The following is a 14,453-nucleotide window of genomic DNA, read 5'->3' on the forward strand; positions in this document are numbered from 1 at the left end:
CATAATGTATAAAAAAATACTTTTTTTAATGGGCTCAGTTGCCGTAGGGCAGGTGGCATTCTCCCAAACTGCAATGGACTTTGCATACGAGACCCAAGGGCATGGGCCTCGGCCTGCGGTGATATTTAATGATGGAAGTAACACCTTCATTCAGCCAATGGCTGGCTCAAGATTAGCCATTAATGGTGCACGCCAAGAAGGGCCGTATTTAACAGTTCCCGGTATTCCAAAGAATATTTCCGGAACTACAAACGGTCATGCAATAAAAATAACCCATCTGACTGCCGGACCAGAAGCAAGCGCAATGGCCAAATTTGATGCCTATGATGCCGAAGCCAATAGTTCGGCAAAATTAGTTTTATTTAAATGGTCAAAATTAGCTGGATATGAGCTTAAGGCCGATTTTGAAGACTACCAAATCAAAAAGTCGATTTCTGAAAAAGAGTTTCCAGACGCCCTTTTGCGACTTTCTTTGGAAAACCCTCGCACCCAGGAGCTTAAATCTGAATTCATTGGAAAATCACTAGTAATTTCAGAGAAAAATTCTGCGAAACGTTCTGCGGGGGCTGCATTGGTGACCCCATCGGGGCCTCTACCTAGCGGCTTTGTCCCTGGGTTCGCATCTTCTGCCGCCCCATCTAACCTCCCTCAGACACCCATCCAAAATGAGTTGCCAGAATTTAAGATCAGCCCCGATCAAAACCTCTCGAATGCATTGCGCTCATACCTATCAAGCATTGGATGGAAATTGTCATGGGATGCCTTGGGAGAGGGCAAATCTAAAATCCGAGATTTCAAGTTAGCAGAAGATTTTGCTATCAAGCCCGAGACGGTGACATTGCTTGTCGAAACCTTGTTGCGTGGCAGGGGCGTGAAAGTCGATGTATGGACCGATGATAAGCGCGTTGTTGTTTCAAACCCAGAAAAAAATGAAAATTAATAAAGGTTAACCATGTTTAAAAAAACACTGATTTCCACTCTAGCTCTTTTAATGCTAACTCAATTAGGTGCGTGCGTTAATACAGCCTCGCATAAAGGGTTAATGAAAGAATCATTAGATGAGGTTAGTGCAGCATCCCGGGTAGACAACGAGGCTAGAGTAACTGAAAAACGAGGACATTATGTTCCCAGGGCAACAGAGTCAGAAGAGTCCGACGTTCGCAACACTATTACTCTAAAAGTGAATCAAGGTGCAATTTTCCAACTTGTTCAAAATATAGCAAAAAATGAAGGCTTCACGACGATCGCCGGTGATTCGGTTGATATCTATAGGCGAGTAAATGTCGATATTGCTGGCATGGACCCCATTCAAGCGATTCGCCAAATAGCCTATTTGGGTGGTTATGTAGCTGTCGTTAACAAACTGGATAAAACTGTCACCATCGCAGATCAGGCGTCATTTACATTTCGCGTTCCAACCGATGTATTGAAGAAAATGGATGCTAAATACACGGTTGGTGGAAACCCGACCGGAGGTAGTGGGGGAGGTAGTGGAGGTGGTGGTGGCGGAGGATCTTCAGGAGGCAGCACTAGCGGCGGCGGCTCACCCATTAAGGCTCAATTCACAATTGAAGGGCAAACCTCAAACTCAACTACAAATTTCCAAACATTTTTGCAGAAATTGGCAGGACAAAATGCCGTTGTTCAGGTCTATTCAGAACAGGGCTTAATTATGGTGCGGTCTAATGGCCAGGCTATGAAGCGAGTTAGCGATTTCTTACAAACCCACGTCTTTGACTCAATGCGACAAGTCGAGGTATCCACCTACATGGTCGAAGTAAATGTTACCGATGAATTTCAATATGGAATTCAATGGAACAAATTGCTAACTAGCGGCGGGAGTAAGTTTAGCTACAACACAACTAGCGCAGTTACCGGCGCCGCCAATGCTGCTAGTGCTGGCGCATATAGCCTTACCAATGCCTCCATTGCGTCAATTATTACTGCGCTACAAACAGCTACTCAGGTTAAGGTTGTGGCGAATCCCTCGCTTGTTATCTCCAATCACTCATCAGCAACAATTTTTGATGGCACTCAGATACCATATTTGCCATCAGTTCAAACCACCGTTACAGGGACATCGGGCATATCACAAACCTCAGGCACAGCGTCTTATGTATTGGATGGCGTCAGCCTTTCTACGACCGTAGATATCCTTGATAACACCAATGTAGCCGTCACGCTAGTTCCGGTCACCGCCCAAGTTCAGCAAATGGTCTCATTTTTAGGCGGCCAGGTAATGGCGCCTCAGCTGGCAACAAAACAAGGGTTTATCCAAGTTCCAGTTCAAAATGGCAAAACAGTCATTTTAGGTGGGAATAGGTATAAGCAAACCACCAGCAGCACAACTGGGTTGCCATTAATAACCCAAATTCCATATTTAGGAAAAATTCTAGGTGGAACTGACGATAACGGAAAAATCACTGAATTTGTCATTTTACTAAGAGCCACGGTGCTCCCAGGCAATCGGATTGACTTTATTTCATCAGAATCTCTGTAAGGATGAGCATGTTCGGCAAGAAAATAAAAAGGGAGAGGCGCGTGGAAGGCGAGATTAAATTGGATCGCCAGCCTGATGTTCAGCTCTATTTTGAAAGCGGCGATAAGGTAAGCTCTTGGCTATTGGATGTAGAGGCAGGATGCGTCAAAAAGGTTGATTTTGAAGATCTTAAAAAAGCGTCCATCTCCTTTTCAGATCAAGATCAATACATTCTTGCCAAGGATAAGCAGCTATTTAGAAACATCAATAGCTACATCTTGCAGGAGTATGGCAAGAAAATGTTTTATATTGATCAGATCAAGAAATTAGACAGTCTGTACGCTACGCCAGAGTCACGGCTTAATGAGATCAAGTCCAATAGCGTATTTCCAGGCGTAATGGCGTTACGGGTTCTTTTAGAAAATCATAAAAAATCAGGCTGGATGCCACCAATTGGCCGTCAGTTTGTGACTGGATTTCTGTTGCCCATTCAGAGCTCCACAGACAATATTTTAATTTTATATGCAGCAAATGAAGATCTCAATCTTGCGCACATGCAAATTATTCCAAACGTGGATAAGTGGCAGTTCAATATTGATAACTATGCACGCAGCAATAAGATGTTTGTTCAAGGCGAAAAATTACCTGAAGATCAAATTATTTTATTTGACGCAATGGAGTTTGTGGGTATTTTTGGGCAAATGTCACCTTACCCAATTGAGCGCCAGTATTTTGGGGTCAAAGAAAGTAGGATTTTTAGAACGGCTGCAACTATTGGCGTTGCATCGGCGGCCCTGGCTGGAGGATACGCTGCGTTTTCTTATAACGAGGTTAGCGTTGCCAATCAATCCATTGAAACCACTAAGATCGATATAGAGGACGCCAAAAAGAAGTTAATCAACATAGGTGCGAGCAATTTTAATAATATTGTAAAGGCCGGCTCTATTGATGTTGATCAAGTCTTAGATCGAGCTAGGTCTCTGGGTCTACAGTCTTCCACTCAAAAAATATCAACCACGAGGCAAGAGTCTACTCATCGAGTGGTGGTGCTGATGAAGAACGAGGCAGAAAAAGAGTTGACATTAAAGGCGATTAAAGAAAAAACCCCTCCTCCGGACTGCAAATATGCTGGAGCCTTCACAAATCCATCGATTCAATTTTTGGAATTAAAGTATGTATGCAAAACTAATAACGCTAATCTCTCTAGCCTTTATGGCGACCCTGGTTCTGCTCGGGATTAGGCAGTCTAGTGAGATTTCTGACCTAAGGTCCAATGGTGCGGCGCTTTCAATGACCCTAAGTAGCATTGAAAAGCAGATTGGCACGTTAAATTCAATCCCAGTATCCGAAACTCAATCAAAGCCAGACTCCATTGATGATGCCATATTGAGGGCTGCAAAACATTGGCCAGTCATTGCCAAGAATCATTTTGTAACTATGGCTATTAGCAACCCCCAGAGTAAAAGCTCCGCCGAGGCTGCCGAATTTACAAAAGGGGCAACAACTTCAACGCTGGGATTTAAGGTTTTAAAGGTTAACGGTAGTGGCACCTATGTCTCAATCTCATCTTTTATGGAGATGCTTGCACAAATCACCCAGAGCGGCGTAGCCATTACCAGCCTCACGTTAAACGGAAATGCCTTTACCGTTAGTTTTGAGATATACGGGGCCCCTTAAGACCTGTGAATAAATTGCAAAAAATTGTGAGAATTTGATTAATTTTCACTTCAAAAAATATATAAATTCATTAGTGGGCGTAGCGAAGTAATTCGATTGCCACACACCTTTCTACTAGCCCAGATGTGGCATGAAAGGAGAAAATGATTCGTCATTTTTATTTTTTGAAATGGTTTGCGTTGTTTTTAGTTGTGTTGATCTGCGGTATTGGACAAAATCGACCAACCGAGAACGGCAGCCAAAGTGAAGTTCGTTCGATTGATCAATGCTTTAAACACGCCTCAATCAAACACGGTGTAAGTGAGCGGTATTTGCGTGCAATCGGGTGGGCGGAAAGCAGATTTCAGCCTGATAGGGTTCACGTTAATGCCAATGGCAGCGTCGATATCGGATTGATGCAAATTAACTCTATTCATTTTCCATTACTGGAAAAGATTGGCGTTACTGTAGATCAATTATTTGATCCCTGCACCAGTATTGACGTTGGTGCGCGCATGTATGCAACCAAGGTAAACCGCCATGGAGATACGCTGCGCGCAATTGGAGCTTACAACTCTGAAAACACGGTCAAGCATCCTCATTACGTAAAGCGAATCAAAAATGCTTTAAAAGAGATGCCGGAGTTTGATGTATGAGTGCGTCTTTAGATCGTCCAATCATTGCTGGTGAGGGCAAGCTTCAAATTGAAATATGTTGCTTTCAAAAGGATATTGACCCTGGGCCTGTTATAGAACGAGCAATGGCCTATTACGGGCACTTACTAATGAATCGCGAATATGTTGACCGTTATTCAATGTCAGATTTTATTGGTGAGATTTCGATGCACATGGATCCATCCAATGCTGCTGACCGAGAATTAGTTAACAACCTTAGAAAGTGTTTCTAAAACAAAACGTAGCGGCAAACCCTTTTTAGGGCTTGCCAGTGTGTTTTGCACTTCTCTTATTTAACGCCCATTGTGGCATGGAGAAATTATGGAAAACAAGCAGTGGAACCCTGAATATCTTGCGTATTGCAGGGCAAAAGGTAATGCCGAACCAGAGGATCAATTGGGATTTGATGTAGCTACCTATGCAGGCGCCTCAATGACTGGTTTTATCTGCTGGACTAACGATCATTTAGTGAAATTTTCAAAAATCATTAAGACTGAGCGATTTTTAATGACGAATGAGGATCGAATTAGTTATCGCCAATGGTTGGATCGACTCTACCCAGCAAAGGAGATGGCGTGAACGTAACAATCACCCCCACAATTGCCGATTTCATTGAGAAAAAAGCCCTTTTTGTGATTAACCATTCTGGCGGTAAAGATATGAGAAAGCTCAAAGCTTTTATTGATCGGGAAAATAAATGGCGTTCCATTGTTTACAAGGGTGAGAACTTGCTAAGCCTAGATACACCCCTTCGCAGGCAGGAGGTGGCCAATGCCATTGATATGCAGTTATCGCCGGAAAATTTATCTTGCGATGGGGAGTTAACGCTACCCTATATTCGAGCACGTTACAACCGATTGGTCGCAGTTGCCAAGCAGTTAAAGGCAATTGATCCGAATGTTGTTATTCACGAAATGGCGTGAGGAGGCTATTAATGATCAGAATTATTAGCGCACGAGTTGTGCAGAAAAATTCCCGCGAAACGGACGCAATGGATTATGTAAAGCATGAAGTAACTGCGGTTTTGAATGGCAAAGAAGTTATTACCCATTTAATGGCAACAGATCCAGTGCAAGCAATTCAGTTGGCACATTCGCTGCCAGAGAATGCTTGGAGTTAATAAAGAAAAGAAAGTCCTTCTGGGCTTTCTAATGTGGTTATGGACCATATTAGAAAGCTGCCGACCTCCTTTACAACCGCCATTTTATTGGCACGAAAGGAGATTCATGGAATTAGAAATTTTAGGTGAGGACGAGGCTTTTTTTGCGCCTACATCATCAGATGCGATTGATCATTTACTTGCCCAATACCGCCAAGAAGAGGCAGGAATCATGCGAGTACAGGAGGTTTTTGCTGCATCAGAGGTTAAATCAGCCCTGTACTTTTATCTTGACGGCAACAAGAATAAGGAAATTCACTATAACGCAAATAACTTAATTGACACCATCTTTGACGTTAATTCTGCTAAAAACTCGCTAACCGCAGCTTACTGGAGCAAAGCGTTAGCATTAACTGACGTAGCTGATTTTATGCCCCAAAAAAGACGTGCGGAGTGGAATGAAGTGTTATCCGCTTGGCGAGGGCATAACTACAAGCGCGGGGAAAATCCAGACAAGGACATGCCTGAGTTTAATGAGGAATCGGTGCGATCCACTTTGCAGTCCTTGATGATCGCTCGCTCTAAATTCTTAGCTGAAAAGGTGGATGGCTGCTTTACGAAGTTATCGCGCCTGCATGTAACCAACCAGCCCGAGGGGTTTAGTAAGCGAATCATTATGTGGTACTCAAGCTACTCTGATTTAGGCATTTGGGGTCCGTACGCAAGCTATCAAGAGTGCGGTTATTTAAATGATCTGCGCTCCATCATTTCTCGCTTTATGGGTAATGAGGAAATTCCCCATGGGCAAACCTCTGATTTGATTGCCTCATTAATCAAGGCGGGTCGCTTTAATCAATGGGTTAGCCTTGATGGAAATGCACTTCGACTGAAGATCTTTAAAAAGGGAACTGCTCACCTAGAGCTGCACCCATTGATGGCGCAAAGGCTAAATTTGATTCTTGCTAGCCTGCATCCTCACGCCATCCCATCGGAATTTAGAGACAAGCCAGACCCAAAATTAGTGAAAGATTTTGGGCTTATGCAAAAACCGCTGGCGGTCAACGTCATTAGTGTGATCAACAAAATTCTTGAGACTAAAACCAAAGGTATGGATGAAGTAAGGTCATTTCCTTTACATGAATCGAGAAGTTTTGGTGAGTCTCATTTTGCTGTTGACGAAGCTTTATCAGTGCTAGCAAGATTGGGTGGCGTAATTGAGGGTGGCAGCATCACATTTGATTATGACATTTGCAGTTTAGTGCTAAACGAGATCAACTTCACGCGCTGCGTCCCGGAAACTAAGTCGCATCAGTTCTATCCAACGCCGAGTGATTTATCTAAAGCGGCAATGGACCTGCTTCAGGTCACTCCAAATAATTCAATTTTGGAGCCAAGCGCTGGTGTTGGTGGATTGTTGCAGCATCTCCCTGGGCGCATGGCAGCAAATGTGACTTGTGTTGAGGTGGCTAAATTGCATTGCTCCGTTTTAGAGCGAAAAGGGTATGGCCATGTGGTTTGCGATGATTTCCTGTCTTTTGCGAAAAAGACAAATTATCGCTGGGACCGCATCATCATGAATCCACCGTTCTCAGATGGTCGTGCGATGCTGCACTTAAACGCTGCCATTAGACTTTTGAAGGATGGCGGAAAGCTGGTAGCAATATTGCCAGCAGGAGCCAAAAATAAGTTCAGCGCCGAAGGTTGCGACGTGGTGTATTCCTCGCCCATTGATAGCGCCTTTGCCGATGCAAGTGTTTCTGTCGTTATTTGCTCTGTAGTTAAGAAAGCAATGGCTATGGCCGCCTAATTGTTAACTTAACTATTATTTTTTATTTTAGATTGCCCCTACGGGGGCTTTCTAATGTGTATACCGCGCATTAGAAAGCTTCTGAGCCCTTTTATTAACAGCCATGTTTTTGGCATGAAAGGCAAACAAATGAGGAATGTAATTTCGGTTGACGTTTTAGAGGTGGCTAAGTCAATAACCGGAATCTCAGAATTAACAATTCGCACAAAAGAAGCCCATAGAGGCGGTAATTTGTACTTTTGTGATGGTCCCAAAAAAATGGGGCTGGTGTTGGTGATTCATGTAGATGATTGCGGTGGTTATACAGCAATGGATGATGCAGGCTCACGTAAAACTGGGCATCTTGCTGATTTTGAAATTGCGGTTAATAGAACCCCATTAGCCGATTTGAATGTTCATTAACAAATGAACGGAAAGCCACTTTAGGGCTTTCCAATGCTTTTACCTTATATAGGCATTGGAAAGTCTTAACCCTCTTAATAACAGCCATTTATTTTGGCATTGAAAGGGAGTGTGTGTATGGTAAAGAACGATATCGTCATTAATTGCGATGACATTATGAGCACCAATGGCGACGATGTTCAGCCAGAGTTCGTAGAAATGCAGTTTAACGAAGGCTCGTTAAAAACTATTGCCAGAGCCATTTTGGTTTTACAAGAGAATAAGGATTTTAATTCGATCGTAGTAACCAATCTCAGCTGGAGCGTAAATGAAGATTACTCAGGCAAAGACAGAAATGGCAAGCTCATTATCTGGCTTAGCAATGGTAAGCCTAGGTTTACATTCCGATTTACCAATGATTGGACTGGCACAGAGTATTTTGTCGATTTATTAGATGAAATCGCCGAGCCATTAATCAACGCCGGCCCACTTGGTAAAAATTGGGTAGAGTATGAGGATCTTTTTGCATGGTATGGCGAGGAGAACGCGGATAAATTGTTTGATGCATTTAAGGCCACCAAACCAACTTCTGAGATAAGTCCTGATTTTGCGCGGCAAGTTATTGCCAAGCTACCAGAATGGGATATTCAGATCGAAAAAATCGATTGGGGCCTTGAATCTGAAGACTCTGATACTAACTTGCAGTGGTGTGAGCAATGCAAATTAAGCATTCCTCTAATTAATGCGCAAGTATTTATTGAGGTTGGCGATAACCACTATTACGTTTGCATTGAAACCGCGGACGGCAATCGAGAGGATGAAACTTTTAGACATTGGGAACGTATTCCTGAGTTTATTCAAAAAGTTCTGGTGGAAGATGCTGCGCCTGTATATGCCAGATTGGTTTTTGATGACCAACGAGAGTTTCAATTTGGCCTCCTTACCTACACGGATCCGTTATGCACAGATCAATTGGATGATTTTTGGCATAGCTCAAGCGAGGACAGGGAGCGCTCTGTTTCTGCCTGGGGCTACGTATTAATTAATAAAGGAGAAAGCAATGCCTAAATTTAGGGTATTGGCAAAAGAGGTCATTTACTACGAGGCAATAGTTGAAGCCGCATCAGAAGATGAGGCGAAACAATTTGCCGCTAATAACGATGAGTTATTTGTTGAAAATGACTCATCTGGAATCAAGATTTCAGAAGCCGAAAAATTGTAGCAATGAAAGCCCTTCGGGGCTTTCTAATGGATCTTACGAGATTTATTAGAAAGCCAAATGGCACCCTTCATTAACCGCCTCAGCAGAGGCATTGAAAGGGGATAAAAATGATTCAAATAGATACGGCGCAAGCCATCTACGATAAAGGCGGGAAAGCTGCAATTTTTGATGCAGTTAATTCTGGACGTCTCGATAGTAAAGGCTTTGGCTATTGCTCTGGATGTGAGGATTACACGCCTGCAGATAAAGACCGTAACTGCATTTGCTGCGGTCTGACTGTTTTTAGGGAGGTTTTATGAGCCCAGATTATGGCCAGTGGAAGCCTATAGAAACCGTTCCGGATGAGGGTAATTTTTTGTTTTACATACCAACAGAACGGGATGCGCAAGATGATGGCATTTACGAGGGCTCGCGCACTAAAACTGGGCAAGGAAAGATCCTCACGATCATAGGTCAACTATTTGACTTTGATCGCGGCCCTGCTAGCCATTGGATGGAGAAGCCATCTCCTCCCGAGCCCGAAACCTCAACACCTAATTTTGTAAATTTAGACAGATGGGTTGTTTATTTACAAAATAAGCGTCATGGGGACGAGGATTGGAAGCGAACCTTTTGCTGTCTTGCTGAAAATGAAAGGCACGCCAGAGAGCAAGCAACATCAAATGATTCTGAGTGTTGGGAAATTATTCGTTGCGAGTTGGCTCCACCGCAAAATTTTGATGAATTCCTAGAGGTTTATGGTTTTGTTGAAAATGCAGGCAAGTTTGCTTGTGGTGGCTCGATTGACGACAAGTCCTACGGCTGGGAAACCTTCTCGCCGGACATTGATGAAGTGGTCAAGATAGCGAACTCAGAGCCGGGCAGGGTGCATACGGTAGTTGATGGTGACGATGGCAGGCTTTGGCTTACCAGCGGCTACCACCTAGTTAACCGTGTGTTTTATATCATCACCCAAAAACCCTATCTTGGCCCTGATTTTGATATCCCATGTGAAGACCCAAAAGACTTTAATCGCCTTGATTTTGAGGCTTTTAAAGCTGTAGATTTAGATGAGGATATTTACTGGGCAGAGAATGGTGGATATTATGATAAACAGGCGTTTCTTGACCTTGCAAAGGGCAGCGAGGAGCTTGCGTATCGGATTTATTCGTTATGCGAATGGCAATGTCCAGAAACGGTCATTGATGAGGATCTTCGCGAAGATATTGAAGATTGCGCGTTTCCAGGTTTTAGATAAAGCGGTTCAGCAGCAAAACAAACGCCCCGGCCATTACGGCGGGGCGTTTTCTATAGGTAATTTAATACGCCTATTAAACTGGCTGCCACTTAGTTTGCTTCGCGTTGCCTCCGAAGCTCGGACGCAGGGATGCGAGTAATTTTGCCGTTAATGACGGTCACTATGGCGGTGTTTGTTTGAATCGCTAGATCAATCGCAGCTTTGCCTGCTCGTTGCATAGCGTTATAGGATCCTGCGATATCAGGGTCTGTGGAATTGCGGATGTCTTTAACAGGGGATCTCATATTCAACCCAAATCAATTTGCTCTGGAGGCGTGGTATCGCCGTTAAGTAATACCCATGAGTTTACCGCTTTTTGATAGCGTGATAAATTCTCTATGCCTGACGTATACCGCCTGCGAATAACATCCTCGGGAATGTGATGTCCGCCTTGAGTGACACGCTCTGCAACACGCGAAATGGCCACCTCTGGGGAGCTAAGGGCAATAAACCAAAGCTTGACTATATAACCCATTTTTCCCCACTCTTTAATACGCTGGAGGTAATGAACCCCAGATAAAGTGGTTTCAAAAGCAAAATTTTCACCTGCTTGAGTACATTCATCTATCTCTTTTAACATCAATCTTGCCGCTTTGAATGATACTGATTCAGGGTTAAATGGCGCTAAACCAGCAGCAATGAGGTCAGCATTAATAAAGCGAAAAGTATGGGCTTCTAGAGGTAGAAAATTTTTAGCGAAAGTAGTCTTCCCAGCCCCATTGGGGCCAGCGATAATAATAATTTTCTTTTCAAAATCCATATTGCAATATTACAGCTCCACCTAAGCCCATCAAAAGAGTGCGTTGTGGAGCGGCGACGGGAATCGAACCCACATTATTGGCTTGGAAAGCCAGAGTTCTGCCATTGAACTACGCCCGCATATTGAGTTACCCCGCTGAAGCGTAACCAGATGAAAGTAATCTCAAGTCTTCATTGAGACTTTCCGCGCCCATTGGTCGGTATATTGCGCTGGAGAGAATAGCGTGTGCAGCCTCAGCCGGCAAGGATGATGTAAAACTAACCTGCTGATCCGAAACAAAGGCTTTGTTGCTATTAGCCGCGGCGGCAAGCACGGACAGTAGCTCCGAACCTCTTCGCGCACGAACTCCCGTCATATGAAACCCATCAAACACAATCACAATATCTTCCAACGCTTCAGATAGCGAAAACCTGAGAAAACCAACAACAAGAGGAAAATTAGTGGGAAGAAAGTCAGCCTCGCCGACGGAGCTATCTTCAGAGCTTAAGGTTCTAACAAAATAAGATTCAATGCACTCCGGTTTATTCATGAGCTCAATTAAATTATCAGCTGCGTCACGAGTGTTGGTCGCATGCTTAAGGCGCAAGTAGTGCATATGGAACTTTCCTTTATTTGGGTTGAATTAACTCTTCAGCAATACTCAATATCGATTAAATAGCTCTTCTTGATTTGGCTTTTTGACCTCAAAAGCTATTCTAGCCTTAGCAATCTCAAAATACCCTGGATCAAGCTCCATACCGATAAATTGAGCCTTTTCCAACCTTGCCGCCTTACCAGTAGTTCCGGACCCCATAAACGGGTCTAAAACAGTGCCGCCGTAAGGTGTAACCAAGCGAATGAGGTGGCGCATCAAATCAACCGGTTTTACTGAGACATGATAATTTCCCCGCTCGTCGCCCTCAAGTTTAGTTTCAATTTGCCTCAAGGTTGAGCCCTTTGGAAATCGGGTGCCTGGATCTTCCAGTCCCTCATGACGTTCGGATGATGAAGTCTTGGCGCAGTAGAAGAATCTTGAGGCATTGGGGTCACACTCAATCCTGGCTTCATGAGATCGGTTTTCAGACATGCCGCCATAGCAGTGGCCATTGATGCGCTTTGTCTTGCCTTGGGCAAGGTCAGAATGTTGTCCGCTCGCCGCTGGGAAATCTTTGCGCACACAATCACTGCCATCAGTAATTACATTCGCCGGCCAACGACCTTTGCTGGAATCAAAATCAGCAGATGCTTTAGGTGAGCCGTATACGCCACCTTGGCTACACTTGCTATTCTTTAACCCATAATTTGTGCGATCTCGCCCTTCGATTCTGCAGGCATCAATATTGATTGCTCCGACACCATGTAACAGCACGTTACCAACAACAGTACCGACAAACGGTTTTCTCGCAAGGCAAATTGGTTCATGAGAGGGCTTTAAGCCGGTGCCATATCCATTCCATTTTTTTCCAACTTCCGCCGTGTTGGGATGTTTGCTGATGGCTTTGCCAATATCCAAGTTCTTGGGCATGCCTTGGGAGTAAATCCACATCAACTGGTCGCGAATTTCAAATCCCGCCATTCGGATGGATAGGGCGCCTAAATCGTAGGTACGAGCCCCAAAAAACGCAATAAGATGGCCGCCCGGCTTAAGTACCCGTAAGCATTCTTTCCACACTGCAGGCTGAGGCACAAATACATCCCAATCTTTGCCCATGAAGCCTTTCCCGGTAATTGGCATGGACTCGTTGTTTAACCAATGGGTGAGTAGGGCGTTTAGATCGGGTTGCTTACCGAGGCCGTAGGGCGGGTCACAAACAATGCTATCGATACTGTTGTCAGGCAGATCTTTGAGGGCCACCAGGCAATCAGCTAAGTAGAGAATATTGCCATCTAGTGATACGTCTTTTTGCATTGCCGACTTGAGTTGTTAATTCAAACCAGTTTTGCATGGGGAATTGGGGAGTCAAATTCAACAAATAAGATAAATTTATCTAATTAGCCGTAGCCGGTACCGTTACCGTTATCGAACATTGCGACCCCGTGAGGACCCCACTATTGCAGTAATAGCTAGAAATACTGGCTGCGCTTGAGCTGGTGATCGTGCAGCTGGCACCAGACAGTACGCCTCCTGATATGCAGGAGTAGGAGCTAATCGATGCTGCGTAGGCTGATGTGGTGTAACAAGTGCTGCCACTGAGCGATCCGCCGGAGGGACATGAGTAGCTTGTGCCAGTACGAGAATAGTAACCGCACATTGAGCGATTGCGAGCATCTGGGCCTATTCCCGTCCCCCATCCATTCGCCGCTCCAGAGGCGCAACTTACGCGCCATACACCCCATGCTCCATCCCAATACGCCCCTGGTGGCCCATAAGAATAATTTGTACCAGTGGCGGGTTGCGAGCCTGCTTTAGTGCAAGTCGTCCCACTCAAACTCCCACCGCTCGGACAGTACCAGTTTGCGGTCGCCGCATAACTACTGCTCGTAACGCAGCTCACCCCACTCAAAACCCCACTAGAACAATAGTAGTTGGGAATAGCAGCGCTCAATACCGCGATAGAACAAGTCTGCCCAGACAGTGTGTAACCATTAGGACAGCTATAAGTAACTGGGTTGCAACCTAGCGGTTGCCACGTCAAATTAGAGGTGGTATTACAACTTAGAGCCTGCCAGGTTCCTGAAGCGCCAGCTTGAGAGGGAACGTTCTGCCATGTTTGAGCATATGCGGAGCCAAGGTTTACCCCCCCCCCCGAGATATTGAGACCTAGGAAGAGAATGGCAGCTGAGATTACGTTGCGAAAACTTACTGCGGAGAACTTCATGACAAAACTCTTTAAAAGATCAGAATTAATCTATTAAAGGGTTTCGATTGGACGCCACCAATATGAATGGCAGGGGAATAATTAAGGAATATGGAATGTGGGCGCGATACACCTCAGCTACCTTGTGCTTGGCTGTCAAAGACTCAAACTTTGTCAAACAACCAACACGACAGAAAATGAGCGGCCCGATCAAAATGTGTATATAATTCACGCTGGTTCGAAAATGAATCACGGCAACAAAGAGGCAATTTCAGTTTTTTATAAAAATATTAATGTTTTGTTATAAAACTGTTATAAGTCA

Annotated in this window: 20 protein-coding genes and 1 tRNA gene; 15 read left to right on the forward strand and 6 right to left on the reverse strand. The window is 44.3% G+C overall.

All coding sequences use genetic code 11. The features are described from left to right. Positions 1-4: 4 nt before the first annotated feature. The 15 genes from ICN48_RS07010 to ICN48_RS07080 all read left to right on the forward strand — a co-directional run bounded on the left by ICN48_RS07010 (position 5) and on the right by ICN48_RS07080 (position 10,555). Positions 5-940, forward strand: coding sequence for a toxin co-regulated pilus biosynthesis Q family protein (locus tag ICN48_RS07010; protein WP_216152984.1), 936 nt, complete (start codon positions 5-7; stop codon positions 938-940). 102 nt (positions 941-1,042) lie between these two features. After that, the gene (locus tag ICN48_RS07015; protein WP_216152985.1) at positions 1,043-2,500 is read left to right on the forward strand and encodes a type II secretion system protein GspD; all 1,458 of its coding nucleotides are present in this window, start codon (positions 1,043-1,045) and stop codon (positions 2,498-2,500) included. A gap of 41 nt (positions 2,501-2,541) precedes the next feature. After that, on the forward strand, positions 2,542-3,720 hold the full coding sequence (locus tag ICN48_RS07020) for a hypothetical protein (RefSeq protein ID WP_216152986.1): 1,179 nt from the start codon (positions 2,542-2,544) through the stop codon (positions 3,718-3,720). 49 nt (positions 3,721-3,769) lie between these two features. Beyond that, a complete protein-coding gene (locus ICN48_RS07025; RefSeq protein WP_216152987.1) occupies positions 3,770-4,156 on the forward strand; it encodes a hypothetical protein in 387 nt (128 codons plus the stop codon). Positions 4,157-4,299: 143 nt separating this feature from the next. Further along, on the forward strand, positions 4,300-4,791 hold the full coding sequence (locus ICN48_RS07030) for a lytic transglycosylase domain-containing protein (RefSeq protein WP_216152988.1): 492 nt from the start codon (positions 4,300-4,302) through the stop codon (positions 4,789-4,791). Further along, positions 4,788-5,042 carry a hypothetical protein gene (locus ICN48_RS07035; protein WP_216152989.1) on the forward strand — a complete coding sequence of 85 codons (255 nt, stop codon included), beginning with the start codon at positions 4,788-4,790 and terminating at the stop codon, positions 5,040-5,042. The genes ICN48_RS07030 and ICN48_RS07035 overlap by 4 nt, the downstream gene beginning before the upstream one ends. 88 nt (positions 5,043-5,130) lie before the next feature. Beyond that, a complete protein-coding gene (locus ICN48_RS07040; RefSeq protein ID WP_216152990.1) occupies positions 5,131-5,388 on the forward strand; it encodes a hypothetical protein in 258 nt (85 codons plus the stop codon). After that, on the forward strand, positions 5,385-5,732 hold the full coding sequence (locus tag ICN48_RS07045; RefSeq protein ID WP_216152991.1) for a hypothetical protein: 348 nt from the start codon (positions 5,385-5,387) through the stop codon (positions 5,730-5,732). The genes ICN48_RS07040 and ICN48_RS07045 overlap by 4 nt, the downstream gene beginning before the upstream one ends. An 11-nt stretch (positions 5,733-5,743) precedes the next feature. Beyond that, positions 5,744-5,929, forward strand: coding sequence for a hypothetical protein (locus ICN48_RS07050; RefSeq protein WP_216152992.1), 186 nt, complete (start codon positions 5,744-5,746; stop codon positions 5,927-5,929). A 106-nt stretch (positions 5,930-6,035) separates the two neighbouring features. Further along, positions 6,036-7,715 carry a class I SAM-dependent methyltransferase gene (locus tag ICN48_RS07055; RefSeq protein WP_216152993.1) on the forward strand — a complete coding sequence of 560 codons (1,680 nt, stop codon included), beginning with the start codon at positions 6,036-6,038 and terminating at the stop codon, positions 7,713-7,715. Between the two features lie 114 nt (positions 7,716-7,829). Then, on the forward strand, positions 7,830-8,117 hold the full coding sequence (locus tag ICN48_RS07060; RefSeq protein ID WP_216152994.1) for a hypothetical protein: 288 nt from the start codon (positions 7,830-7,832) through the stop codon (positions 8,115-8,117). Between the two features lie 117 nt (positions 8,118-8,234). Then, positions 8,235-9,164, forward strand: coding sequence for a hypothetical protein (locus ICN48_RS07065; RefSeq protein ID WP_216152995.1), 930 nt, complete (start codon positions 8,235-8,237; stop codon positions 9,162-9,164). Then, positions 9,157-9,318, forward strand: coding sequence for a hypothetical protein (locus tag ICN48_RS07070; protein WP_216152996.1), 162 nt, complete (start codon positions 9,157-9,159; stop codon positions 9,316-9,318). Before ICN48_RS07065 ends, ICN48_RS07070 begins: the two co-directional genes overlap by 8 nt. 107 nt (positions 9,319-9,425) lie before the next feature. After that, positions 9,426-9,617, forward strand: a complete 192-nt coding sequence (locus ICN48_RS07075; protein ID WP_216152997.1) for a hypothetical protein — start codon at positions 9,426-9,428, stop codon at positions 9,615-9,617. Beyond that, positions 9,614-10,555, forward strand: coding sequence for a hypothetical protein (locus ICN48_RS07080; protein ID WP_216152998.1), 942 nt, complete (start codon positions 9,614-9,616; stop codon positions 10,553-10,555). Before ICN48_RS07075 ends, ICN48_RS07080 begins: the two co-directional genes overlap by 4 nt. Before the next feature lie 89 nt (positions 10,556-10,644). Here ICN48_RS07080 and ICN48_RS07085 read toward each other — a convergent pair whose 3' ends face one another. The 6 genes from ICN48_RS07085 to ICN48_RS07110 all read right to left on the reverse strand — a co-directional run bounded on the left by ICN48_RS07085 (position 10,645) and on the right by ICN48_RS07110 (position 13,969). Beyond that, complete coding sequence (locus ICN48_RS07085; RefSeq protein WP_216152999.1) at positions 10,645-10,839, reverse strand: hypothetical protein; 195 nt, start codon at positions 10,837-10,839, stop codon at positions 10,645-10,647. A 2-nt stretch (positions 10,840-10,841) separates the two neighbouring features. Next, positions 10,842-11,354, reverse strand: coding sequence for a zeta toxin family protein (locus ICN48_RS07090; RefSeq protein WP_216153000.1), 513 nt, complete (start codon positions 11,352-11,354; stop codon positions 10,842-10,844). Between the two features lie 46 nt (positions 11,355-11,400). Continuing rightward, a tRNA-Gly gene (locus ICN48_RS07095) sits at positions 11,401-11,473 on the reverse strand. An 8-nt stretch (positions 11,474-11,481) separates the two neighbouring features. Further along, on the reverse strand, positions 11,482-11,949 hold the full coding sequence (locus tag ICN48_RS07100) for a hypothetical protein (RefSeq protein ID WP_216153001.1): 468 nt from the start codon (positions 11,947-11,949) through the stop codon (positions 11,482-11,484). Between the two features lie 45 nt (positions 11,950-11,994). Further along, a complete protein-coding gene (locus ICN48_RS07105; RefSeq protein WP_216153002.1) occupies positions 11,995-13,242 on the reverse strand; it encodes a DNA methyltransferase in 1,248 nt (415 codons plus the stop codon). Between the two features lie 79 nt (positions 13,243-13,321). Beyond that, complete coding sequence (locus ICN48_RS07110) at positions 13,322-13,969, reverse strand: hypothetical protein (protein WP_216153003.1); 648 nt, start codon at positions 13,967-13,969, stop codon at positions 13,322-13,324. Between the last annotated feature and the right edge of the window lie 484 nt (positions 13,970-14,453).

This window comes from Polynucleobacter sp. JS-Safj-400b-B2 (genome assembly GCF_018881975.1).
In the GTDB taxonomy this organism is placed as follows: Bacteria; Pseudomonadota; Gammaproteobacteria; order Burkholderiales; family Burkholderiaceae; genus Polynucleobacter.